Annotated in this window: 23 protein-coding genes; 18 read left to right on the top strand and 5 right to left on the bottom strand. The window is 43.2% G+C overall.

All coding sequences use genetic code 11. The features are described from left to right. Window positions 1–124: 124 nt before the first annotated feature. Complete coding sequence (locus ACERDH_RS08215; protein WP_386686076.1) at window positions 125–1087, bottom strand: asparaginase; 963 nt, start codon at window positions 1085–1087, stop codon at window positions 125–127. 65 nt (window positions 1088–1152) lie between these two features. Here ACERDH_RS08215 and ACERDH_RS08210 point away from each other — a divergent pair, with 65 nt between their 5' ends. Further along, window positions 1153–2541: a Cof-type HAD-IIB family hydrolase gene (locus ACERDH_RS08210; protein ID WP_386686073.1), complete on the top strand. Its 1389-nt coding sequence runs from the start codon at window positions 1153–1155 to the stop codon at window positions 2539–2541. A 34-nt stretch (window positions 2542–2575) separates the two neighbouring features. On the opposite strand, the gene ACERDH_RS08205 is transcribed toward ACERDH_RS08210, so the two are convergent. Continuing rightward, the gene (locus ACERDH_RS08205) at window positions 2576–3028 is read right to left on the bottom strand and encodes a universal stress protein (protein ID WP_004260486.1); all 453 of its coding nucleotides are present in this window, start codon (window positions 3026–3028) and stop codon (window positions 2576–2578) included. A 161-nt stretch (window positions 3029–3189) separates the two neighbouring features. Here ACERDH_RS08205 and ACERDH_RS08200 point away from each other — a divergent pair, with 161 nt between their 5' ends. The 4 genes from ACERDH_RS08200 to ACERDH_RS08185 all read left to right on the top strand — a co-directional run bounded on the left by ACERDH_RS08200 (window position 3190) and on the right by ACERDH_RS08185 (window position 7245). Beyond that, the gene (locus ACERDH_RS08200) at window positions 3190–3492 is read left to right on the top strand and encodes a hypothetical protein (protein ID WP_061864495.1); all 303 of its coding nucleotides are present in this window, start codon (window positions 3190–3192) and stop codon (window positions 3490–3492) included. Window positions 3493–3648: 156 nt separating this feature from the next. Further along, window positions 3649–4863 carry a pyridoxal phosphate-dependent aminotransferase gene (locus ACERDH_RS08195; protein ID WP_000666457.1) on the top strand — a complete coding sequence of 405 codons (1215 nt, stop codon included), beginning with the start codon at window positions 3649–3651 and terminating at the stop codon, window positions 4861–4863. A 144-nt stretch (window positions 4864–5007) separates the two neighbouring features. After that, the gene (gene rpmH, locus ACERDH_RS08190) at window positions 5008–5142 is read left to right on the top strand and encodes a 50S ribosomal protein L34 (RefSeq protein ID WP_000831905.1); all 135 of its coding nucleotides are present in this window, start codon (window positions 5008–5010) and stop codon (window positions 5140–5142) included. A gap of 138 nt (window positions 5143–5280) precedes the next feature. Then, window positions 5281–7245 carry a peptide ABC transporter substrate-binding protein gene (locus ACERDH_RS08185; RefSeq protein WP_386686031.1) on the top strand — a complete coding sequence of 655 codons (1965 nt, stop codon included), beginning with the start codon at window positions 5281–5283 and terminating at the stop codon, window positions 7243–7245. A gap of 92 nt (window positions 7246–7337) precedes the next feature. Here the strand turns inward: ACERDH_RS08185 and ACERDH_RS08180 are convergent, their stop codons facing one another. Continuing rightward, window positions 7338–9182: an APC family permease gene (locus tag ACERDH_RS08180; RefSeq protein WP_386686028.1), complete on the bottom strand. Its 1845-nt coding sequence runs from the start codon at window positions 9180–9182 to the stop codon at window positions 7338–7340. Between the two features lie 156 nt (window positions 9183–9338). Between ACERDH_RS08180 and ACERDH_RS08175 the strand changes: the two genes are divergently transcribed. The 12 genes from ACERDH_RS08175 (at window position 9339) to pflA (ending at window position 19498) form a co-directional block, all read left to right on the top strand. Next, window positions 9339–10112, top strand: coding sequence for a TatD family hydrolase (locus tag ACERDH_RS08175; protein ID WP_261052333.1), 774 nt, complete (start codon window positions 9339–9341; stop codon window positions 10110–10112). Further along, entirely contained in the window at window positions 10112–10678 is a 567-nt protein-coding gene (gene rnmV, locus ACERDH_RS08170; protein ID WP_386686024.1) for a ribonuclease M5, read from the top strand. The genes ACERDH_RS08175 and rnmV overlap by 1 nt, the downstream gene beginning before the upstream one ends. Window positions 10679–10785: 107 nt before the next feature. Further along, a complete protein-coding gene (locus tag ACERDH_RS08165; protein ID WP_218493853.1) occupies window positions 10786–11082 on the top strand; it encodes a hypothetical protein in 297 nt (98 codons plus the stop codon). A gap of 12 nt (window positions 11083–11094) precedes the next feature. Continuing rightward, on the top strand, window positions 11095–11967 hold the full coding sequence (gene rsmA, locus ACERDH_RS08160; protein WP_001216857.1) for a 16S rRNA (adenine(1518)-N(6)/adenine(1519)-N(6))-dimethyltransferase RsmA: 873 nt from the start codon (window positions 11095–11097) through the stop codon (window positions 11965–11967). A gap of 1 nt (window position 11968) precedes the next feature. Further along, complete coding sequence (rsgA, locus tag ACERDH_RS08155) at window positions 11969–12847, top strand: ribosome small subunit-dependent GTPase A (protein WP_000678260.1); 879 nt, start codon at window positions 11969–11971, stop codon at window positions 12845–12847. A gap of 10 nt (window positions 12848–12857) precedes the next feature. Continuing rightward, window positions 12858–13514: a ribulose-phosphate 3-epimerase gene (gene rpe / locus ACERDH_RS08150; protein WP_261031685.1), complete on the top strand. Its 657-nt coding sequence runs from the start codon at window positions 12858–12860 to the stop codon at window positions 13512–13514. Continuing rightward, window positions 13477–14139 carry a thiamine diphosphokinase gene (locus tag ACERDH_RS08145; protein ID WP_386686018.1) on the top strand — a complete coding sequence of 221 codons (663 nt, stop codon included), beginning with the start codon at window positions 13477–13479 and terminating at the stop codon, window positions 14137–14139. Before rpe ends, ACERDH_RS08145 begins: the two co-directional genes overlap by 38 nt. A 1-nt stretch (window position 14140) precedes the next feature. Next, window positions 14141–15397 carry a DNA recombination protein RmuC gene (locus ACERDH_RS08140; RefSeq protein WP_261031682.1) on the top strand — a complete coding sequence of 419 codons (1257 nt, stop codon included), beginning with the start codon at window positions 14141–14143 and terminating at the stop codon, window positions 15395–15397. Continuing rightward, window positions 15387–16328 carry a 3'-5' exoribonuclease YhaM family protein gene (locus tag ACERDH_RS08135; RefSeq protein ID WP_386686014.1) on the top strand — a complete coding sequence of 314 codons (942 nt, stop codon included), beginning with the start codon at window positions 15387–15389 and terminating at the stop codon, window positions 16326–16328. The genes ACERDH_RS08140 and ACERDH_RS08135 overlap by 11 nt, the downstream gene beginning before the upstream one ends. Before the next feature lie 105 nt (window positions 16329–16433). Beyond that, window positions 16434–17261, top strand: coding sequence for a pur operon repressor (gene purR / locus ACERDH_RS08130; protein ID WP_061590036.1), 828 nt, complete (start codon window positions 16434–16436; stop codon window positions 17259–17261). Window positions 17262–17327: 66 nt separating this feature from the next. Further along, complete coding sequence (locus ACERDH_RS08125; protein WP_261031675.1) at window positions 17328–18578, top strand: diaminopimelate decarboxylase; 1251 nt, start codon at window positions 17328–17330, stop codon at window positions 18576–18578. Window positions 18579–18703: 125 nt separating this feature from the next. Continuing rightward, the gene (pflA, locus tag ACERDH_RS08120; protein WP_001288288.1) at window positions 18704–19498 is read left to right on the top strand and encodes a pyruvate formate-lyase-activating protein; all 795 of its coding nucleotides are present in this window, start codon (window positions 18704–18706) and stop codon (window positions 19496–19498) included. A gap of 74 nt (window positions 19499–19572) precedes the next feature. On the opposite strand, the gene yidC is transcribed toward pflA, so the two are convergent. Next, window positions 19573–20499 carry a membrane protein insertase YidC gene (gene yidC, locus ACERDH_RS08115; RefSeq protein WP_020901995.1) on the bottom strand — a complete coding sequence of 309 codons (927 nt, stop codon included), beginning with the start codon at window positions 20497–20499 and terminating at the stop codon, window positions 19573–19575. Between the two features lie 77 nt (window positions 20500–20576). After that, a complete protein-coding gene (locus ACERDH_RS08110; RefSeq protein ID WP_033681252.1) occupies window positions 20577–20855 on the bottom strand; it encodes an acylphosphatase in 279 nt (92 codons plus the stop codon). A 33-nt stretch (window positions 20856–20888) separates the two neighbouring features. On the opposite strand from ACERDH_RS08110, the gene ACERDH_RS08105 reads away from it, so the two are divergent. Then, window positions 20889–21629 (top strand): TrmH family RNA methyltransferase, encoded by a 741-nt coding sequence (locus ACERDH_RS08105; RefSeq protein WP_084861996.1) that lies wholly within the window; start codon window positions 20889–20891, stop codon window positions 21627–21629. The last annotated feature ends 36 nt before the right edge of the window (window positions 21630–21665 follow it).

The raw sequence follows: 21665 nt of genomic DNA, 5'->3' as shown, positions 1-21665 counted from the left end.
GTCAAGAGCAATAAGGCTTGAACAAAGTGAAAGCCAGCGTCTTTAGGCGCTGGCTGGTAATTTGGGCTTATAGCCCTGGGACAAACCACCCGTTTGACGGGTGGTCATGATTTAGAGAAGAGACTTACCCTTCCATATAGTCTTTCAAAGCCTGTCCTGTTAGTCCGGCATTGAGGGCAATGAGGAGCTTTAGGCGGGCTTTTTGGGCGTTGAGTTCTTTAACAAAGAAGACACCAGATTTTTGCAACTGCACGCCCCCGCCCTGGTAGGCATAAACAGGTTCCGCAATACCGTTAAAGCATCGTGAAACAAGGGCGACTGGGATTCCTTTTTGCAGAAGGCTTTCTAACTTTTCAGCCGTTTCTTTGGGAATATTACCAGCTCCGAAGGCTTGGATAATCAAACCATCCAATTGCTCCAAATCCAGCATATCAATCAGCTCATCTGTCATACCAGCATAAGCCGAGATGATAGGGACCAAGCCTTGTATGTGATCAAGGTCAAAGCGAACACGAGGTTCAGCTGTTTTGAAGTAGAGGATTTCCCGCTTCGTAATCAGACCAAGTGGTCCATGTGTTGGGGTCTGGAAGGTGCCGACGTTGGTCGTATGCGTCTTGGTAACATACTTGGCAGCGTGGATTTCATCGTTCATAACAACCAAAACCCCTTTGTCAGCAGCTCTGTCATCGCTGGCCACTCGTAAAGCACTCAGATAATTATAAACGCCATCACTGCCGAGTTCGTTGGAACTACGCATGGCGCCTGTTAGAACGATAGGCATATGGGGAACTTCCATGGTATCAAGGAAATAGGCTGTTTCCTCTAAAGTATCGGTTCCGTGTGTGATCACTACTCCATCGTAGTTATCTGCTTCCTCTTTAATTTTTTGGTAGAGGGCCAGCATATGCTTGGGTTTGATATGGGGGCTTGGTAGGTTAAAAAAGTCCAAGGCGTGGACTTGGATTCCTTCAAGTGGGTTGGACACATGGTTCATGGGATTATCTGAACTCGTCACAACAGCGCCAGAAGCATCGGCCTGCATGGAAATAGTCCCACCTGTATGTAAAACAAGGATTTTCTTAGGCATGATTTACTCACTCTTTCTGAAATGTGGTATAATCATTGTATCACAAAAGGGGAGATTGGGATAGGATGGAAGTCAAAGCGGTTTTTTTTGATATCGATGGAACCTTGGTTAACGATCGCAAGAGTGTTTTGAAATCCACTAAGGACGCGATTAAGATTGTCAAAGAACAAGGGGTGCTAGTTGGTGTAGCGACAGGGCGAGGACCTTTTTTTGTTAAGGAATTGATGGACGATTTGGATCTGGATTTTGCGGTAACCTACAATGGCCAGTATATCTTTACTAAAGACAGAGTCTTGTTCACGAGTCCTATTTCCAAGTCACACTTGCGCCAGCTTATTACGTATGCTAAAAAAGAGGGCAAGGAGATTGCTCTAGGGACCAAGGATGCCATGTTGGGTTCCAAAATCATGTCCTTTGGTCTGGGTTCTTTTTCCCAACGAATCAGTCGCTTCGTTCCCTCTGTTTTAACTCGGACGGTGAGTCATTCCTTTAATCGTATGGTCAGCAAGGTGGTTCCCCAAAAGGAAGAAGACCTGCTTCATCTGATGAATCAACCTATCTACCAAGTTTTGATGCTGATGACGCCAGAAGAATCTGAGAAGGCAGCAGCTGATTTTGAAGATTTGAAATTGACACGTAGTAATCCATTTGCAGCGGATGTCATCAATCAAGGAAATTCAAAATTGGAAGGTATACGCCGAGTCGGGAAAGAATATGGTTTTGATCTCAACCAAGTCATGGCCTTTGGTGACTCCGATAACGACCTAGAAATGCTGGCGGGTGTAGGTATGTCGGTCGCTATGGGAAATGGTAGTAGCAGTGTCAAGGAAGTTGCCAAGCACATCACTACCAGCAATCAGCAAGATGGAATCCACAAGGCCCTAGAACATTTTGGTGTTCTGGCCTCAGAAAAAGTCTTTGTCAGCCGTGACTATCATTTCAATAAGGTCAAGACCTTCCACCACATGATGGATGAACGAACCCAAGAAGAACCTCGAGCTTGGGATTTAGAAGGTGCAACCCACAGGGCTGGCTTTAAAATAGAAGAATTGGTGGAATTTGTTCGAGCTGCCAGTCCTTCTGAAGAGGACTTTGATCAAGCTCTATTGCAACTTCATCAAGCTCTTGATAAGGCGGCAGATAAAGTAGCCAAGAAGACCCCTGCTCAGCAAGATTTGATAGGGCAAGTGGATGCCTTGATTGACACGCTTTATTTCACCTACGGTAGTTTTGTCTTGATGGGGGTGGACCCAGAACGTATTTTTGATATTGTTCATCATGCCAATATGGGGAAAATTTTTCCAGATGGCAAGGCTCACTTTGATCCAGTGACCCATAAAATCTTAAAACCAGATGATTGGGAAGAAAAATATGCTCCAGAACCTGCTATTAAAAAGGAACTGCAGCGCCAGCTCAAGGCTTATGAACGCCATAAAGAGAGAAATAAACAGTAAAGAAAAAGGAGCTCTGGGCTCCTTTTCTTCGTGACTATAAGGTTTTTTCTTGTTCTCTCACAACCAGCAAATCGACCTTAGCATGGCGGAGGATGTATTCAGATGAAGATCCGACCAAGAGGCGTTCAAAGGCGTTGAGACCAGTTGCACCAACGAGGATGAGGTCCACTTCTTCAGCATCGGGAATAGTACGTGCCAAGAGGGTTTTTGGATTTCCCATTTCAATGACGATATGAACATTTGCCACACCAGCATCTTTAGCACGTTTTTCGTACTCTTTCATCAGACTTTCAGCGTCGACTTGGAGTTCTTCATAAACTTCAGCATCAAAGGTGGATACGCTTTGGAGAGCGCGTGTGTCAATGACATGTGCGATGGTGAGTTTAGCGTCGTTTCGTAGAGCAGAATGAACTCCCTTGACAAAAGCCAAGTCCGCTTCTTTAGAACCATCGATTGCGACCATGATATTTTGGTAACGTTGTGCCATAATGAAACCTCCTGAAATTTTCTTACTATAATTGTAAACCTTTTCACTATAGAAGTAAAGCAAAAAAAGTATTTTTCAAAAGAATGTTAGCGATTAAAATCTATATAAATATATGATAAAATAAAAGAAAGGATAGCAGGAAACAAGCGAAGGGAGGGAGAATGATGAAGCACTCTTTTCAAGAAACAAAAAATTCAAATTTCCTTTATTATGGAATCATCCTAGTTTCAGTCTTGCTAGAAGTTATCATGGTCTGGCAATTAGAGAGTCTGGTACCGCTTCTTTATCCAGGGTTTATCGGCTTTTTAATCTTTCATGTACTCTACCATTTGGTATTATTCCTAGTCGCTAAACGAAGTGGGCGTTGGGATTACTTGATGATATGGGGACTTTTCCTCATGTTCAATCTTCTCTATGACTCCTTTTTGGGCTTGCTTTTTCTTGGTTTATCTTTTGGTATGTGATGTGTTTTTCGCAAAATCCCTGCTATCTCCCCTGTCTTGACCTTGCTTTTAGCGAGGCTTTTCTTCTATACGAAACTAGTAAAACATTTCAGTAAACTTGTCGCATTTTCTTTCTAGTGGTATAATGTTACTATCCTGATGAATTGAGGAAACAAGATGAAAGAATATAACAAGTCTAGTAAGTTAGAGCATGTTGCTTATGATATCCGTGGCCCTGTTTTGGAAGAAGCCATGCGAATGCGAGCAAACGGAGAAAAGATTTTACGTCTGAATACAGGAAATCCAGCAGAATTTGGCTTTACAGCGCCAGACGAGGTCATTCATGACTTGATTATGAATGCGCGTGATAGTGAAGGATATTCTGACTCCAAAGGGATTTTCTCAGCCCGTAAGGCCATCATGCAGTATTGCCAATTGAAGAAATTCCCAAATGTAGATATTGATGATATCTACCTTGGAAATGGTGTCAGTGAGTTGATTGTCATGTCCATGCAGGGGCTTTTGGACAACGGGGATGAAGTCTTGGTGCCAATGCCAGACTATCCTCTCTGGACAGCAGCTGTTAGCCTAGCTGGGGGAAATGCCGTTCACTATATCTGTGATGAAGCTGCAGAATGGTACCCAGATATTGACGATATCAAGTCAAAAATCACTTCCAACACCAAGGCAATCGTCCTTATCAATCCAAACAACCCAACTGGAGCCCTTTATCCTAAGGAACTCTTGTTGGAGATTATTGAGATTGCCCGTCAAAACGATTTGATTATCTTTGCGGATGAAATCTATGACCGCATGGTTATGGATGGACATGTGCATACGCCTGTGGCTAGTTTGGCACCAGATGTTTTCTGTGTCAGCATGAATGGTCTATCAAAATCTCACCGTATTGCTGGTTTCCGTGTGGGTTGGATGGTTTTGTCTGGACCTAAAACACACGTCAAGGGCTATATTGAAGGACTCAATATGCTGTCCAATATGCGCCTTTGCTCTAACGTTTTGGCCCAACAGGTCGTACAAACTTCCTTGGGTGGTCACCAATCAGTTGATGAATTGCTCCTTCCTGGTGGACGAATTTACGAGCAAAGAAATTTCATTTACAATGCCATTCAAGATATTCCTGGTTTGTCTGCGGTTAAACCTAAGGCTGGACTCTATATATTCCCTAAAATCGACCGCAATATGTACCGTATCGATGATGATGAGCAGTTTGTCCTTAATTTCTTGAAGCAGGAAAAGGTTCTCTTGGTTCATGGTCGAGGCTTCAACTGGCAGGAACCAGACCACTTCCGTATTGTTTACCTTCCTCGTGTTGATGAACTAGCCCAAATCCAAGAAAAGATGACTCGATTTTTAAAACAGTATCGTAGATAGGGCTTACATTCGAAAAAGCTGGAAACATTTGCCTTGAGCTATTGACAAAAGTGAAAGAATCAGATAGAATAGTAAAGTATGTTTAGTAACTGATCACTTTATAGCCGGCTAAACGAATACAAAATCTATGAGGAGGTATTCATCGTGAAACGTACTTATCAACCAAGTAAACTTCGTCGTGCGCGCAAACACGGATTCCGTAACCGTATGTCAACTAAAAACGGTCGTCGCGTATTGGCAGCTCGTCGTCGTAAAGGACGCAAAGTTTTGGCTGCATAATCCAAACGAACCATAACAAAAATCAGTAGGAACTCGAGTCTACTGATTTTTATTTTTGTAAAAAAGTTCAAAAAGGCTTTATATTTTTGCTCAAATAGTGTATAATATTTCACATACTGTAAAAAATGGAGAATAATCATGAAGAAATCAAAAGTTATGCTTTTTGGAGCTATGGCTTTGACAGCAGGTCTAGCTCTAGCGGCATGCGGGTCATCTCAATCAAGCAATGCAGACAAGACATACTCTTATATCTTTGTCAGCAACCCTGATACCTTGGATTACATTACCTCTACACGAGACTCTACATCTAGTATCACAACCAACTTGGTTGATGGTTTGTTGGAAAATGACCGGTATGGCAATCTCATCCCCTCTATGGCTGAGTCATGGACCGTGTCAAAAGATGGTTTGACCTACACTTATAAGATTCGTCAGGGAGCTAAATGGTACACTTCTGAAGGAGAAGAGTATGCGGATGTGACGGCTCATGATTTTGTGACTGGTCTCAAGTATGCGGCTGATAAAAAAGCTGAGAACTTGTACTTGGTTCAAGACTCTATCAAGGGACTAGCAGACTATGTTGAAGGGAAATCATCTGATTTTGCAACTGTTGGTGTTAAGGCAGTGGATGATTACACGCTACAATACACTCTCAACCAACCTGAGACTTATTGGAACTCTAAAACAACAGCAAGTATCCTTAGTCCTGTAAATGAAGCCTTCTTGAAGTCTCAGGGAGATGACTTTGGAAGTGTGACACCATCAAGTATCTTGTCAAATGGTCCTTACTTATTTAAATCATTCACATCCAAATCTTTGATTGAACTTGACAAAAACCCTAATTACTGGGATAAGGACAATGTTAAAATCGAGAAAGTGAAACTCTCTTTCTTTGACGGTTCTGACCAAGACAGCATTGCTAGAGGTTTCTTGGATGGTAACTATACAGATGGCCGTATCTTCCCAACAAGTTCAGTCTTTGCTGAACTCAAGAAGGGGAATGAGGACAAGATTACCTACACACCGCAAAACTCAGTTACTTTCTATTATCTTTTCAACGTCAATCGTCAAAGCTACAAGCAGACGATGAAACAGTCTGATAAGGAAAAGACAGATTCACGCGCAGCTATGCAAAATAAGGATTTCCGTCAGGCTATCAACTTTGCCTTTGACCGTCATGCCTATGCAGCGCAGACAAATGGTGAAGATGGAGCAGACCGTATCTTACGTAACACAGTTACACCAAGTAACTTTGTCCAAGTTGGCGATAAGAACTTCGGTGACATTGTCAATGAGAAAATTGTCAACTACGGCAAAGATTGGGCAAATATCAACCTAAACGATGGTAAGCAAGCCTTCTTGAATCCTGATAAGGCTAAAGAGAAGTTGGCTAAGGCCAAAGAAAGTCTGCAAGCTCAGGGAGTAACCTTCCCAATTCATTTGGATATGCCAGTTGACCAGACTGCTAAGTTAGATGTGCAACAGGCCGGCTCTTTCAAACAAACAGTGGAAGAAACCCTTGGTAAGGAGAATGTGGTCATCGATGTTATCCAACTTTCTCCAGATGAAAAAGACCAAGCAACCTACTTTGCAGATACAGCAGAACAAAAAGACTACGATATCGACATCTCAGGATGGGGTGGAGACTACTCAGATCCTAAGACTTACCTAGCGATTCTAGACCCAGAGACAGGTTCTCAGTTGAAAAACATGGGCTTGTCTGAAGGAAAAGACAAGGAAGTTAAGGATAAGATTGGTCTTGCTGACTACAAGAAACTCTTGGATCAGGCAGACGCTGAAATCACAGATACTCAAGCTCGCTATGAAAAATATGCTGAAGCCCAAGCTTGGTTGACAGATAGTGCCCTCTTCCTACCAGTTCAAAGTGGTGGAGCCAACCCAATCTTCCGTAAGAGTGTACCGTTTACAGGTCCATTCTCATTCGTTGGTCATAAAGGAAATGCGGACAATTACAAATATGTTGAATTGCAAAAAGAGCCAGTCACTGCTAAACAGTATCAAGAACTCTATGAAAAATGGCTGAAAGAAAAAGCTGAGTCAAATAAAAAAGCTCAGGAAGATTTAGCTAACCACATTCAATGATATTCCTAGTCATGCTTTTCAGTAAAGCATAGTAACTGTATTCAGAAAAAAAGCCTTACCAGACGCTTCTTGGTTCTGGTAGGGCCTTTTCTTTATTCTTTTAAGTGATATGAGTAGCTAGCGACAACGACGTCCTGGTGCCAACGAAGGGCGTATTTGAGTTTGAGACTCATCTGATTGTGCAGGATATTTTGCCAAGGTTTATTGGGGATAAACTGGGGAACGAGAACAGTGACTGTATAGTTCTTTTTCTGAGCTTCCTCGGAAATCCGTTTGACATACTTGACAGTAGGCGTGATGATGTCGCGATAGCTGGTCTTGATATTTTTCAGAGTGATGGTTGGGAAGTAATCGGCAAATTCTTGGAGAATCTCTTGGTCTTTTTCTGCTGTTTCCTTGGTAGAAATATGCATGGCTAGGACTTCGTCACCGATACTTTGAGCGTAGTTAATGGCTCCGACGCTGACTCGGGTGACATTTCCTACTAGGACTAGAACCAGATTGCCGTCGTAAGTACGTTTTTCAATTCCTTCATAGAGTCGCAGTTGTTGGGCTACTTTTTGGTAATGACTGTGAATTGCTAAGAAGAGTAGGGTGAGTACGAGAATAATCGGGAAGAAAGGCCATATATCACTGAGACGGAAAAAGAGAAGGATTAGCACGATCGCGTAGCAAATGATTGCTCCAAGGATATTAGCAAGAGCAGGTTTTAAGAAGTTTGCCCCTTTTTCCTTTTCCCAATGCCGAATCATCCCAGTCTGAGATAGGGCGAAGGGAACGAAGACTCCGATAGTATAAAGGGGAATCAAGCGTTCAGTATTCCCATTAAAAATGAGAAGAAGAATCATAGCCCCAAAAGCCAGAGTTAAAATACCGTTGGAGTAGCCTAGGCGGTCTCCTTTTTCCATAAAGAGATGGGGCATGTATTTGTTTTTAGCCATATTGTAAGCTAGCATAGGGAAGGCCGAAAAGCCAGTATTTGCAGCTACGGCTAAAATCAAGGCTGTGGAGAATTGGAAGATATAATAGCCAAGGTGACCTAAGAAGGAATTACCAAGGATGCCTTGAGCCATCTGTGAAAGAATAGTTTCTCCGTGTTGAGGCAGAATCCCCATCCAGTAGTTTAGGAAGGTAATGCCTGCAAAAAGAAAACCTAAAATCAGTGACATGATGGTCAAGGTTTGAGCGGCATTCTTTTCTTTTGGAGCCTTGAAAAAGGGAACGGCATTTGAAATAGCTTCGACCCCTGTCAGAGAGGCAGATCCGCTGGTAAAAGCTCTTAGAATGAGAACGATAGATAGGTTCGGAATAGCATGCCCAATAGGTGAAGTTGCCTGATAGCTGAGAGAACCTGTCACTAGTTGAAAGATTCCATAGAGCAAGAGAAAGACAGTACTGATGATAAAGAGATAGACAGGAATCATCAGTGAACTGGCAGATTCTTTTAAGCCCCGTAAGTTCAAGAGCATGAGCAAGCAAACCAGAAAAATAGAGATGTGGAGGTTGTATGGGTGGAGAGCAGGAAGAGCTGCTGTGATAGCGTCCGCTCCAGATGAAACAGATACCGCTACGGTCAGCATATAGTCAACCAGAAGACTACCTCCAGCAATCAAGCCAAGTTCTGGAGATAGATTTTCTCGAGTAACCATATAGGCCCCTCCCCCTTGAGGGTAGGCATGGATGATTTGACGGTAGGAGACGGTCAGGCTAGCTAGGAGCAGGAGGACAAAGAGGCCGATAGGAAGGCTCCACCATATCGCAAGAGGAGAGAGACTAGTCAAGACGAGGACTACTTGCTCAGGCCCATAGGCAATGGAAGATAGAGCGTCGCTTGACAACATGGCCAAGGCCTGCATTTTTCCCAGCAGACCTCCCTCGCCTTCTGTTAAGGACTTAAGAGGACGACCGATAAAAGTCTGTTTTAATTTTGTAAACATGGTATTTTCCTTTTCTGAAAATTTCAATAAGTGCTATTATACTGCTTTGGGAAAATAGCGTCAAGAGACGACGATGGATTTTAGAATATTTTGTACAGATGAGGAGAGAGGGCAGTTTTTTGGTATAATAGAAGATAGAAAACGAGGTTAGAAGAGATGATTTTTGATACACATACACACTTGAATGTAGAAGAATTTGCAGGTCGTGAGGCAGAAGAAATCGCCTTAGCTACTGAGATGGGTGTGACACAGATGAATATTGTTGGTTTTGATCAGCCGACGATTGAGTGTGCTTTGGAGTTGGTGGATAAGTACGACCAACTCTACGTAACTATTGGTTGGCATCCGACAGAAGCTGGTACTTATACAGAGGAGATTGAAGCCTACTTGCTTGACAAGCTCAAGCATCCCAAGGTAGTTGCCTTGGGTGAGATTGGTTTGGACTACCATTGGATGACAGCGCCAAAAGAGGTGCAGGAGCAGGTTTTTCGCCGTCAGATTCAGCTATCTAAGGACTTGGATTTGCCTTTTGTTGTCCATACCCGTGATGCGCTAGAAGATACTTATGAAATTATCAAGAGTGAGGGCGTTGGTCCTCGAGGTGGTATCATGCACTCATTCTCAGGAACTCTTGAATGGGCTGAGAAGTTTGTGGAGCTTGGCATGACCATTTCCTTCTCAGGAGTGGTGACTTTCAAGAAGGCAACTGATATACAAGAGGCTGCTAGAGAACTTCCTTTGGACAAGATGTTAGTGGAAACAGATGCTCCCTACCTGGCTCCTGTTCCTAAACGAGGTCGTGAAAATAAAACAGCCTATACTCGTTATGTAGTGGACTTTATCGCCGACTTGCGTGGTATGACGACAGAAGAGCTAGCGGCAGCAACGACTGCAAATGCAGAACGAATTTTTGGATTGGACAGCAAGTAATGAAAGAAAAAATTTCTCAAGTCATCGTGGTTGAAGGTCGCGATGATACGGCCAATCTCAAACGTTACTTCGATGTAGAGACCTATGAGACACGAGGTTCTGCCATCAATGACCAGGATCTAGAGCGGATTCATCGCCTGCACCAATGTCATGGAGTCATTGTCTTTACAGACCCAGATTTTAATGGGGAGCGGATTCGGCGCATGATTATGACGGCTATTCCAACGGTTCAGCATGCATTCCTTAAACGAGATGAAGCTGTTCCCAAGTCCAAAACCAAGGGACGTTCTCTGGGAATCGAACATGCTAGCTATGAAGACCTGAAAACAGCTCTAGCTCAGGTGACAGAACAATTTGAACATGAGAGTCAGTTTGACATCAGTCGTAGCGACCTGATTCGCCTTGGTTTTCTAGCAGGGGCAGATAGCCGTAAACGCAGAGAATATCTGGGAGAGGCTCTCCGAATCGGCTATTCTAACGGCAAGCAACTCCTCAAGCGCTTAGAGTTGTTTGGAGTCACCTTGGCAGAAGTGGAAGAAGTTATGAAATCTTATGAGAATAGCTAAGCAGACCCCAAATGTAAGGGGAATGTGTTACAATAGAAGTAAGTAGATTTATGTCAGGGGATTCACTTTGATAATATTTAAATAGATGTTTAAAAGGGAAGAGTGAAATGAAAATACGAGTTGATAGAGAATCTATCTGTATGGGAGATGATGTTTTTTCTCATCAGATAGATCTTGATATCCCGGAGGATATGACAGTTGAGGAGCTTTGTAGTTTTCTTCAAAAGGACAGATATTTACCTAGCTTAGATACAGAATGGCTTTTACGACATGGTGGAAAGACAATAACAAGTTATAATACGGAAACAAAAGAACTGACGAATCCAAATGTTTATTTAAAAGACCTGATTCATCAGGGCTCTAGAGGAAATGATTTTGTTTGGATATATCGTCGTTCATATTAGAAAAGAGAATAAATGAGAATTGCAGATTATAGCGTGACCAAGGCAGTGCTAGAGCGTCACGGTTTTACCTTTAAAAAATCCTTTGGGCAAAATTTCCTGACGGATACTAATATCCTTCAAAAGATCGTGGATACGGCTGAAATTGATGACCAGGTCAATGTTATCGAAATCGGGCCAGGGATTGGTGCCTTGACGGAGTTTTTGGCTGAGCGTGCGGCTCAAGTCATGGCCTTTGAGATTGACCACCGTTTGGTACCGATTTTAGCAGATACCTTGCGTGATTTTGACAATGTGACCGTAGTCAACGAGGATATTCTTAAGGTTGATTTGGCGCAACATATCCAGAATTTCAAAAATCCTGATTTGCCAATTAAGGTAGTGGCTAACTTGCCATACTACATTACGACGCCTATTCTCATGCACTTGATTGAAAGTGGCATTCCTTTTAGTGAGTTTGTGGTCATGATGCAAAAAGAAGTGGCAGACCGCATTTCAGCCCAGCCAAACACCAAGGCCTACGGTAGCTTGTCGATCGCGGTGCAGTATTATATGACAGCCAAGGTTGCCTTTATCGTGCCTCGTACGGTCTTTGTGCCAGCGCCAAATGTGGACTCAGCTATTTTGAAAATGGTGCGCCGTCCAGAACCAGCTGTAGCAGTGGAAGACGAGAACTTCTTCTTTAAGGTTGCCAAGGCAAGTTTCACCCATCGCCGCAAGACCTTGTGGAATAACTTGACAGGTTACTTTGGCAAGACTGAGGAGGTCAAGGACAAGCTGACCAAGGCTTTGGATCAGGCAGGCTTGTCACCAAGTGTGCGTGGGGAAGCGCTCAGCTTGGAAGAATTTGCCAGTCTAGCAGACGCGCTTAAAGGGCAAGGACTCTAAAATGAAAGGACAAATTATTAAAGCCTTAGCAGGCTTCTACTATGTAGAGAGTGATGGCCAGGTTTATCAGACACGAGCGCGTGGAAATTTTCGTAAAAAAGGCCACACACCCTATGTTGGGGACTGGGTAGATTTCTCTGCCGAGGAAAATTCAGAAGGCTATATTCTCAAGATTCACGAACGGAAAAACAGTCTGGTCCGTCCGCCCATTGTCAATATTGACCAAGCTGTAGTAATCATGTCTGTCAAGGAACCTGATTTTAACAGCAATTTGCTGGATCGTTTCTTGGTTCTTTTGGAACACAAGGGCATCCATCCCATTGTCTATATTTCCAAAATGGATTTGTTGGAAGATAGAGGAGAACTGGATTTTTATGAACAGACTTATGGTGACATCGGCTATGACTTTGTGACCAGTAAAGAGGAACTCCTGCCTTTGTTGACAGGCAAGGTGACAGTCTTTATGGGGCAGACGGGCGTTGGGAAATCAACTCTTCTCAATAAAATCGCACCAGACCTCAATCTTGAAACGGGAGAAATCTCAGACAGTCTAGGTCGCGGGCGCCATACCACTCGAGCTGTTAGTTTTTACAACCTTAATGGGGGTAAAATCGCAGATACACCAGGTTTTTCATCCTTGGACTATGAAGTATCAACGGCGGAAGACCTCAATCAGGCCTTTCCAGAGATTGCTAGTGTTAGCCGAGACTGCAAATTCCGTACCTGTACCCATACCCATGAGCCGTCTTGTGCAGTCAAGCCAGCTGTCGAAGAGGGAGTTGTTGCAACCTTCCGTTTTGACAACTACCTGCAATTCCTCAGTGAAATTGAAAATCGCAGAGAAACCTATAAAAAAGTCAGCAAAAAAATTCCAAAATAAGGAGAAACCTATGTCTCAATACAAGATTGCTCCGTCAATTCTGGCAGCAGATTATGCCAACTTTGAACGTGAAATCAAACGTCTAGAAGCAACTGGTGCAGAATATGCCCATATCGATATCATGGATGGGCACTTTGTACCACAAATCAGTTTTGGTGCAGGTGTGGTCGAAGCTCTTCGCCCTCATAGCAAGATGGTATTTGACTGCCACTTGATGGTAGCTAATCCAGAGCATCATTTAGAAGACTTTGCGCGTGCAGGTGCCGATATCATCAGCATCCATGTGGAAGCAACGTCTCATATTCATGGTGCCCTCCAAAAAATTCGTTCACTCGGAGTTAAGCCTTCAGTCGTTATCAATCCCGGCACACCAGTTGAAGACATCAAGCACGTCCTTCATCTAGTTGACCAAGTTTTAGTCATGACAGTTAACCCAGGCTTTGGTGGGCAAGCCTTTCTACCAGAGACCATGGATAAGGTACGTGAGTTGGTTGCTCTTCGTGATGAAAAAGGCTTGAACTTTGAAATCGAAGTGGATGGCGGGATTGATGACCAAACGATTGCTCAAGCTAAAGAAGCTGGTGCGACCGTTTTTGTAGCAGGTTCCTATGTTTTTAAGGGAGATGTCAATGAGCGAGTACAAACTCTCAGAAAACAACTGGACTAGGGTTGCCGTTTTTGCAGGTGGAGACCGTGGTCACTACCGGACGGACTTTGATTGCTTTGTCGGTGTGGATCGAGGCTCGCTATGGGTCTTGGAAGAAAATCTTCCTCTTGCTCTAGCGGTTGGAGATTTTGATTCTGTCACTGCAGAAGAGCGTCAGTTGATTCAAAAACGTGCTCAGCATTTTGTCAAAGCTCAGCCAGAAAAAGATGATACTGATCTGGAACTAGCGCTTTTAACGATTTTCGAAAAGAATCCTCAGGCTCAGGTGACTATTTTCGGTGCTTTGGGTGGTCGTATTGACCATATGTTGGCTAACGTCTTTCTACCTAGCAATCTTAAGTTGGCACCATATATGCGTCAAATAGAAATTGAGGATGGGCAAAACTTGATTGCCTATTGTCCAGAAGGAACCAGTCAGCTAGAACCCCGTTCAGACTATGAATACCTAGCCTTTATGCCGGTTAGGGATAGTCAGCTGACCATTCTTGGTGCCAAGTATGAGTTGACAGAGGAAAATTTTTTCTTTAAAAAAGTGTACGCTTCTAACGAATATATAGATAGGGAAGTTTCGGTGACTTGCCCAGATGGCTATGTGGTCGTGCTGCATAGCAAGGACAGGAGGTAGGATGGAAAGTTTACTTGTTCTATTATTGATTGCCAACCTAGCTGGCCTCTTTCTAATTTGGCAAAGGCAGGATAAGCAGGAGAAACATCTAGCCAAGAGCTTGGAGGATCAGGCAGATCACTTGTCAGACCAGTTGGATTATCGCTTTGCACAAGCCAGACAAGCCAGTCAGTTAGATCAAAAAGATTTGGAAGTGGCTGTCAGCGACCGTTTGCAAGAAGTGCGAATCGAGTTGCACCAAGGCTTAACTCAAGTTCGTCAAGAAATGACAGATAATCTCCTCCAAACCAGAGATAAGACCGACCAACGTCTCCAAGCCTTGCAGGAATCAAATGAGCAACGATTGGAGCAAATGCGCCAAACGGTCGAGGAAAAACTAGAAAAGACCTTGCAGACACGCTTGCAGGCCTCTTTTGAGACAGTTTCCAAGCAATTGGAGTCTGTCAATCGTGGTCTTGGAGAAATGCAGACAGTTGCCCGTGATGTCGGAGCTCTTAACAAGGTTCTCTCTGGGACCAAGACGCGAGGTATTCTGGGAGAATTGCAATTGGGGCAAATTATTGAGGACATCATGACCCCTGCCCAGTATGAACGAGAATATGCAACGGTTGAAAACTCTAGTGAACGAGTGGAGTATGCCATCAAGTTGCCCGGACAAGGCGACCTGGAATATGTCTACTTACCGATTGACTCCAAGTTTCCACTGGCAGATTATTACCGCTTAGAAGAAGCCTATGAAGCAGGTGACAAGGATGAAATCGAACGCTGTCGTAAGTCGCTCCTAGCCAGTGTCAAACGCTTTGCCAAGGATATCAAGAGCAAGTACATAGCACCGCCTCGGACGACCAATTTTGGAATCTTGTTTGTTCCGACAGAAGGTCTCTACTCAGAAATTGTCCGTAATCCTGTCTTCTTTGATGATTTGAGGCGGGAGGAGCAGATTATTGTCGCAGGTCCAAGTACCTTGTCAGCTCTTCTCAATTCCCTATCAGTTGGTTTCAAAACTCTCAATATTCAAAAGAGTGCAGACCATATCAGTAAGACCCTAGCCAGTGTCAAGACCGAGTTTGGCAAGTTTGGTGGAATTCTGGTTAAGGCACAAAAACATCTCCAACATGCCTCTGGCAATATTGATGAACTATTAAACCGTCGCACTACAGCTATCGAGCGGACGCTCCGTCACATTGAGTTGTCAGAAGGTGAGCCTGCGCTTGATTTACTCCATTTCCAAGAAAATGAGGAAGAATATGAAGATTAGTCACATGAAAAAAGATGAGTTGTTTGAAGGCTTTTACCTAATCAAATCAGCTGACCTGAGGCAGACACGAGCTGGGAAAAACTACCTAGCCTTTACCTTCCAAGATGATAGTGGCGAGATTGAAGGGAAGCTCTGGGATGCTCAACCTCATAACGTTGAGGCCTTTACCGCAGGTAAGGTTGTCCACATGAAAGGGCGCCGAGAAGTTTATAACAACACCCCTCAAGTTAATCAAATTACTCTTCGCCTGCCTCAACCGGGCGAACCCAATGATCCAGCTGATTTCAAGGTCAAGTCGCCAGTTGATGTCAAGGAAATCCGTGACTATATGTCGCAAATGATTTTTAAAATTGAAAATCCTGTTTGGCAAAGGATTGTCCGAAATCTCTACACCAAGTATGATAAGGAATTTTACTCCTATCCAGCTGCCAAGACCAACCATCATGCCTTTGAAACGGGCTTGGCCTATCATACGGCGACCATGGTGCGTTTGGCAGATGCTATTAGCGAAGTCTATCCTCAACTCAATAAGAGCCTGCTCTATGCAGGGATTATGCTGCATGACTTGGCTAAGGTCATTGAGTTGACGGGACCAGACCAGACCGAGTACACAGTGCGAGGCAATCTTCTTGGGCATATCTCTCTGATTGATAGCGAAATTACCAAGACAGTTATGGAACTCGGCATCGATGATACCAAGGAAGAAGTCGTTCTGCTTCGTCATGTCATCCTCAGTCACCACGGCTTACTTGAGTATGGTAGCCCAGTCCGTCCACGCATTATGGAAGCAGAGATTATCCATATGATTGACAATCTGGATGCTAGCATGATGATGATGTCAACAGCTCTTGCTTTGGTAGATAAAGGAGAGATGACCAATAAAATCTTCGCTATGGACAATCGTTCCTTCTATAAACCAGATTTAGATTAATAATTTAAGAAAAATGAGCATTTTTTAGGATAAGAATGTTCGTTTTTTTATGTGAATATGGTATAATAGATAAAATATCAAAATTAAATGAAGTGGGAAATAGAAATGAAATTAAGAAGAAGTGATCGGATGGTTGTCATTTCCAACTATTTGATTAATAATCCTTATAAACTAACTAGTCTTAATACTTTTGCTGAAAAGTATGAATCTGCTAAATCATCTATCTCAGAAGATATCGTCATTATCAAACGTGCCTTTGAGGAAATCGAAATTGGTCATATCCAGACAGTAACTGGTGCTGGTGGAGGTGTCATCTTCACACCATCAATCTCAAACCATGATGCCAAGGAAATGGTTGAGGACTTGCGTGACAAGTTGTCAGAAAGTGACCGTATCTTGCCAGGTGGATACATCTACCTATCTGATTTGCTTAGCACACCAGCTATTTTGAAAAATATTGGTCGCATTATTGCTAAGAGCTTTATGGATCAAAAAATTGATGCAGTCATGACTGTAGCGACCAAGGGTGTTCCACTTGCAAATGCAGTTGCTAATGTCCTCAATGTTCCCTTTGTCATTGTGCGCCGTGACTTGAAAATTACCGAAGGTTCAACTGTCAGCGTCAACTATGTTTCAGGTTCAAGTGGTGACCGTATCGAGAAAATGTTCCTTTCAAAACGTAGTCTCAAGGCAGGCAGCCGTGTCTTGATTGTGGATGACTTCTTGAAAGGCGGAGGAACTGTCAACGGGATGATTAGTCTCTTGCGCGAGTTCGATTCAGAACTGGCAGGTGTAGCGGTCTTTGCGGACAATGCTCAAGAAGAACGTGAAAAGCAGTTTGACTACAAGTCACTCTTGAAGGTAACCAATATTGATGTCAAGAATCAAACTATCGATGTTGAGGTTGGTAATATCTTTGACGAAGATAAATAAGAGATAGAATTAAAGGTTGGAACGATTGTCCCAGCCTTTCTTTGCAAATAGAATAGAAGGAAGCTTATGAAAACACCATTTATCAATAGAGAAGAGTTAGAAGCGATTGTTGCTGAGTTCCCGACTCCCTTTCATTTGTATGATGAGAAGGGGATTCGTGAGAAGGCAAGGGCCGTCAACCAAGCCTTTTCGTGGAACAAGGGCTTTAAGGAATATTTTGCAGTTAAGGCTACTCCAACCCCAGCTATCTTGAAAATTCTTCAAGAGGAAGGCTGTGGCGTGGATTGCTCTAGTTATGTAGAGCTTTTGATGAGTCATAAACTGAATTTTCCAGGTTCTGAGATCATGTTCTCTTCAAACAACACGCCAGATAAGGAATATGCCTATGCGCGTGAATTGGGTGCGACCATTAACTTGGATGCCTTTGAAGATATTGAACATCTAGAGCGAGCAGCAGGCATTCCAGAAATCATCTCATGTCGTTATAATCCTGGCGGCGTTTTTGAACTGGGGACAGACATCATGGACAATCCTGGAGAAGCCAAGTTTGGTATGACCAAGGACCAGCTCTTTGAAGCTTTTGCCATCTTGAAGGAAAAAGGAGCCAAGACTTTTGGGATTCACTCCTTCCTAGCGTCCAATACCGTGACCCATCTCTATTATCCAGAGTTGGCTCGTCAGCTTTTTGAATTGGCTGTTGAAATCAAGGAAAAGTTGGGTATTTCGCTAGACTTTATCAATCTTTCTGGCGGTATTGGTGTCAATTATCGTCCAGACCAGGAGCCAAATGATATCGCCTTGATTGGTGAGGGAGTTCGTAAGGTGTATGAAGAGGTTCTTACGCCAGCAGGTCTTGGTCAGGTTAAGATTTTCACCGAATTGGGTCGTTTTATGTTAGCCCCTCACGGTGCTTTGGTCACAAGAGTTACCCATAAGAAGAAAACCTACCGTACCTATCTAGGTGTGGATGCATCAGCAGTCAACCTTATGCGTCCAGCCATGTATGGAGCCTACCATCATATTACCAATCTGACACATCCAGATGGACCAGCTGAAGTGGTAGATGTGGTTGGTTCACTCTGTGAAAACAATGATAAATTTGCAGTGAATCGCGAACTGCCTCATACAGAAATCGGTGATTTGCTGGTCATTCATGATACAGGTGCCCACGGATTTTCAATGGGCTACCAGTACAATGCCAAACTTCGTTCTGCGGAAATCCTCTATACTGAAGAAGGCAAAGCTCGCCAAATCCGCCGTGCAGAGCGCCCTGAGGACTATTTTGCAACCTTGTATGGTTTTGATTTTGAAGAGTAAAATGATAAGTAATTGAAAATGAAATTGAAAAACAGATTGCTTTCTAAAAAATAGGCAAAAATCTTGTTTTTCCTTCAAGTCGTGATATAATAAAACTATAAAACGTTTTCAAGGAAGGTAACGATATGTCTGAAGAAACAATTGATTATGGACAAGTGACAGGAATGGTGCATTCGACAGAAAGCTTTGGGTCAGTAGATGGGCCTGGTATTCGCTTTATTGTCTTTTTGCAGGGCTGTCACATGCGTTGCCAGTATTGCCACAACCCGGACACTTGGGCTATGGAGTCCAATAAATCACGTGAACGGACGGTAGATGATGTCTTGACAGAAGCCTTGCGCTACCGCGGTTTCTGGGGAAATAAGGGTGGGATTACAGTCAGTGGAGGAGAAGCACTCTTGCAGATTGATTTCCTGATTGCCCTCTTCACCAAGGCAAAGGAACAAGGAATCCACTGTACCTTGGATACCTGTGCCCTTCCATTCCGTAATAAACCACGTTACCTTGAGAAGTTTGACAAACTCATGGCTGTCACTGATTTGGTTCTCTTGGATATCAAGGAAATTAACGAAGAACAGCACAAGATTGTCACTAGCCAAACTAATAAAAATATCTTGGCCTGTGCCCAGTATCTATCAGATATCGGGAAACCTGTCTGGATTCGCCACGTGCTAGTTCCAGGTTTGACAGACAGAGATGATGACTTGATTGAACTTGGTAAGTTCGTCAAGACTCTCAAAAATGTGGATAAGTTTGAAATTCTACCATATCATACCATGGGTGAGTTCAAATGGCGTGAATTGGGAATTCCTTATTCGCTCGAAGGGGTTAAACCACCAACAGCAGACCGCGTCAAGAACGCTAAAAAACTCATGGATACCGAAAGTTATCAAGACTATATGAAACGTGTACATGGATAAAAAAGAAGCCTGATGGAAACATCGGGCTTTTGACTTGCAAAAAGACTTAGCAAATCAGCTAAGCCTTTTTCTTCTTATCTCGAACGTTGTTTTCCAGCGTTGCGATTTTTATGTTTTTTCTTGCTTGTGATAGCAGTTGGTTGTCCAGGGGTAACGTCTTTTCGTCCACTTGGTGTAGAGAAAGTACTTGCTTTTGGTGGGTTCTTTGCCAGTTCTTCACGGACTTTTTTGCGAAGTTTTGGACGAACGATATAGTTGACGATAAACTGTTGGAGAATCATCATGAAACCACCGACAACCCAGTAAAGTGTGACACTGGCTGGTGAAATGAGGGAGAAGACAACAATCGTGATTGGGCTCACGTAAGCCATTTTCTTGATTTGTTCTCTTTGCGTTTCGTCTTCTACTCCGTGAAGTGAAAGGAGCGATTGAAGATAGTAAAGGACACCTGCGCAGGCAACCAAAATCATACTTGGAGAACCTAGAGGAATGCCTAGGTAGCTTGCTTGAGCAACCCCTTCAGTATGTTGGGCAGCAAAGTAGATAGCTGAGAAGAAAGGCATTTGAAGGAGGATAGGGAAACATCCTACACCACCAAACATGCTGATGCCGTGTTCTTTTTGAGCGGCAAAGAGAGCTTGTTGGGCTTCGAGTTTTTCTTCTTGAGTAGTCGCTTCCTTGAGACGTGTTTGGTGTGGCTCAAGGACGTGCTTGAGGGCGTTCATCTTTTCAGAGTGAAGCGTTGCCTTCCATGATTGGTAGATACCAAGTGGCAAGATAATCAAGCGCACGATAATGGTTACGATGATGATAGCGACACCAAAGCCTAGACCTTGATCAGTAGCGAAGTACTTGATAGCTTCAGCCATAGGCGCTCCAATCGTATTCCAAATAAATCCTATTGGCTTTCCTGTGGCTTTATCGACTCTAACACAGCCAGTCAAGACTAGCAACATAGCCACTCCCATAGCTGAGAGTGCAAAACGTTTAATAGATTTCACTGTTTTTATTCCTTCTTTAAAAATTATACCTTTCTATTCTACTGTTTTTTTACAAAATATACAATAGTTCTAGAGACCTAATTTGCGATTTTAAAGTCAGGGTAAGGAGGAAAGTTACTTAGTTTGACATCTAAGTAGCTGACTTTTGAAAAAGGTGTGGGTCCTTTTCGGATTTCTTGGATAAATTTTGCCATGATAGTAGATGAGTCTGCTTGGGCTAAAATTTCCACTGTGCCGTCGTCATTATTCCAGACTCGACCTGTGATGCCACCAATTTCAAGTGCCAAGCTGTAAACACCCCAACGAAAGCCGACTCCCTGCACCCTACCTTGGGCGATCATTCTAACCTTTTGCATACCAAACCCCTTTGATTGTGTTATAATGTTTCTATGACTATTATAACCTCAAAAGCCAATTCAGTGGTAAAAAATGCCAAGAAATTGCATCAAAAAAAATATCGAAAGTCTGCCTATTTGATTGAAGGTTGGCACTTATTCGAAGAAGCTGTTCAAGCTGGAGTGACGATTGAGAAGATCTTTGCTCTGGAAAGTTACCGAAATCAGTTAGCTGCTTTTCCTCAAACAGTCTGGGTTTCAGAGGAGATTTTGCGGGATTTGGCAGATACGCAAACACCTCAAGGCATTGTCGCAGTTATTCAAAAAGAAGAAGTGGGACCGCCTGATTTTAGTCAGGGTAAGTTTCTATTTTTAGAAGATGTCCAAGATCCTGGTAATGTAGGTACCATGATTCGGACTGCGGACGCGGCAGGTTTGACAGGGGTCATTGTTTCAGACAAGTCAGCGGATATTTACAGTCTCAAGACTCTGCGTTCCATGCAAGGAAGCCATTTTCATTTGCCCATCTATCGTATGCCTGTTGCTACCTTTATAGAAGAGGCAAAGAAGAGCAATTTGCCCATTCTGGCAACGACCTTATCGAGAGATTCCAAGGATTATCGTGAGCTTTCTCCCCTAGAAAATTTTGCTTTAGTCATGGGAAATGAAGGGCAAGGGATTAGTCCTATCATGGCTGAAAGTGCCAATCAGCTGGTTCATATTGGTATGAAAGGTAGGGCGGAGAGTCTCAATGTGGCAGTTGCCGCAGGCATTTTGATGTTTTATTTCAGCTAATTTAAAAAAACTTTGTTATAATCAAGATATAGTTAT

Source organism: Streptococcus bovismuti, assembly GCF_042436615.2.
Classification (GTDB): Bacteria; Bacillota; Bacilli; order Lactobacillales; family Streptococcaceae; genus Streptococcus.
This window is presented reverse-complemented; position numbering and strand designations above follow the sequence as displayed.

What these genes read in the sequence shown, in the direction of transcription:
- ACERDH_RS08215 (WP_386686076.1), bottom strand. Translation starts at nt 1,087, where the DNA reads ATGCCTAAGAAAATCCTTGTTTTACATACAGGTGGGACTATTTCCATG.
- ACERDH_RS08210 (WP_386686073.1), top strand. Translation starts at nt 1,153, where the DNA reads ATGGAAGTCAAAGCGGTTTTTTTTGATATCGATGGAACCTTGGTTAAC.
- ACERDH_RS08205 (WP_004260486.1), bottom strand. Translation starts at nt 3,028, where the DNA reads ATGGCACAACGTTACCAAAATATCATGGTCGCAATCGATGGTTCTAAA.
- ACERDH_RS08200 (WP_061864495.1), top strand. Translation starts at nt 3,190, where the DNA reads ATGATGAAGCACTCTTTTCAAGAAACAAAAAATTCAAATTTCCTTTAT.
- ACERDH_RS08195 (WP_000666457.1), top strand. Translation starts at nt 3,649, where the DNA reads ATGAAAGAATATAACAAGTCTAGTAAGTTAGAGCATGTTGCTTATGAT.
- ACERDH_RS08185 (WP_386686031.1), top strand. Translation starts at nt 5,281, where the DNA reads ATGAAGAAATCAAAAGTTATGCTTTTTGGAGCTATGGCTTTGACAGCA.
- ACERDH_RS08180 (WP_386686028.1), bottom strand. Translation starts at nt 9,182, where the DNA reads ATGTTTACAAAATTAAAACAGACTTTTATCGGTCGTCCTCTTAAGTCC.
- ACERDH_RS08175 (WP_261052333.1), top strand. Translation starts at nt 9,339, where the DNA reads ATGATTTTTGATACACATACACACTTGAATGTAGAAGAATTTGCAGGT.
- rnmV (WP_386686024.1), top strand. Translation starts at nt 10,112, where the DNA reads ATGAAAGAAAAAATTTCTCAAGTCATCGTGGTTGAAGGTCGCGATGAT.
- ACERDH_RS08165 (WP_218493853.1), top strand. Translation starts at nt 10,786, where the DNA reads ATGAAAATACGAGTTGATAGAGAATCTATCTGTATGGGAGATGATGTT.
- rsmA (WP_001216857.1), top strand. Translation starts at nt 11,095, where the DNA reads ATGAGAATTGCAGATTATAGCGTGACCAAGGCAGTGCTAGAGCGTCAC.
- rsgA (WP_000678260.1), top strand. Translation starts at nt 11,969, where the DNA reads ATGAAAGGACAAATTATTAAAGCCTTAGCAGGCTTCTACTATGTAGAG.
- rpe (WP_261031685.1), top strand. Translation starts at nt 12,858, where the DNA reads ATGTCTCAATACAAGATTGCTCCGTCAATTCTGGCAGCAGATTATGCC.
- ACERDH_RS08145 (WP_386686018.1), top strand. Translation starts at nt 13,477, where the DNA reads ATGAGCGAGTACAAACTCTCAGAAAACAACTGGACTAGGGTTGCCGTT.
- ACERDH_RS08140 (WP_261031682.1), top strand. Translation starts at nt 14,141, where the DNA reads ATGGAAAGTTTACTTGTTCTATTATTGATTGCCAACCTAGCTGGCCTC.
- ACERDH_RS08135 (WP_386686014.1), top strand. Translation starts at nt 15,387, where the DNA reads ATGAAGATTAGTCACATGAAAAAAGATGAGTTGTTTGAAGGCTTTTAC.
- purR (WP_061590036.1), top strand. Translation starts at nt 16,434, where the DNA reads ATGAAATTAAGAAGAAGTGATCGGATGGTTGTCATTTCCAACTATTTG.
- ACERDH_RS08125 (WP_261031675.1), top strand. Translation starts at nt 17,328, where the DNA reads ATGAAAACACCATTTATCAATAGAGAAGAGTTAGAAGCGATTGTTGCT.
- pflA (WP_001288288.1), top strand. Translation starts at nt 18,704, where the DNA reads ATGTCTGAAGAAACAATTGATTATGGACAAGTGACAGGAATGGTGCAT.
- ACERDH_RS08110 (WP_033681252.1), bottom strand. Translation starts at nt 20,855, where the DNA reads ATGCAAAAGGTTAGAATGATCGCCCAAGGTAGGGTGCAGGGAGTCGGC.
- ACERDH_RS08105 (WP_084861996.1), top strand. Translation starts at nt 20,889, where the DNA reads ATGACTATTATAACCTCAAAAGCCAATTCAGTGGTAAAAAATGCCAAG.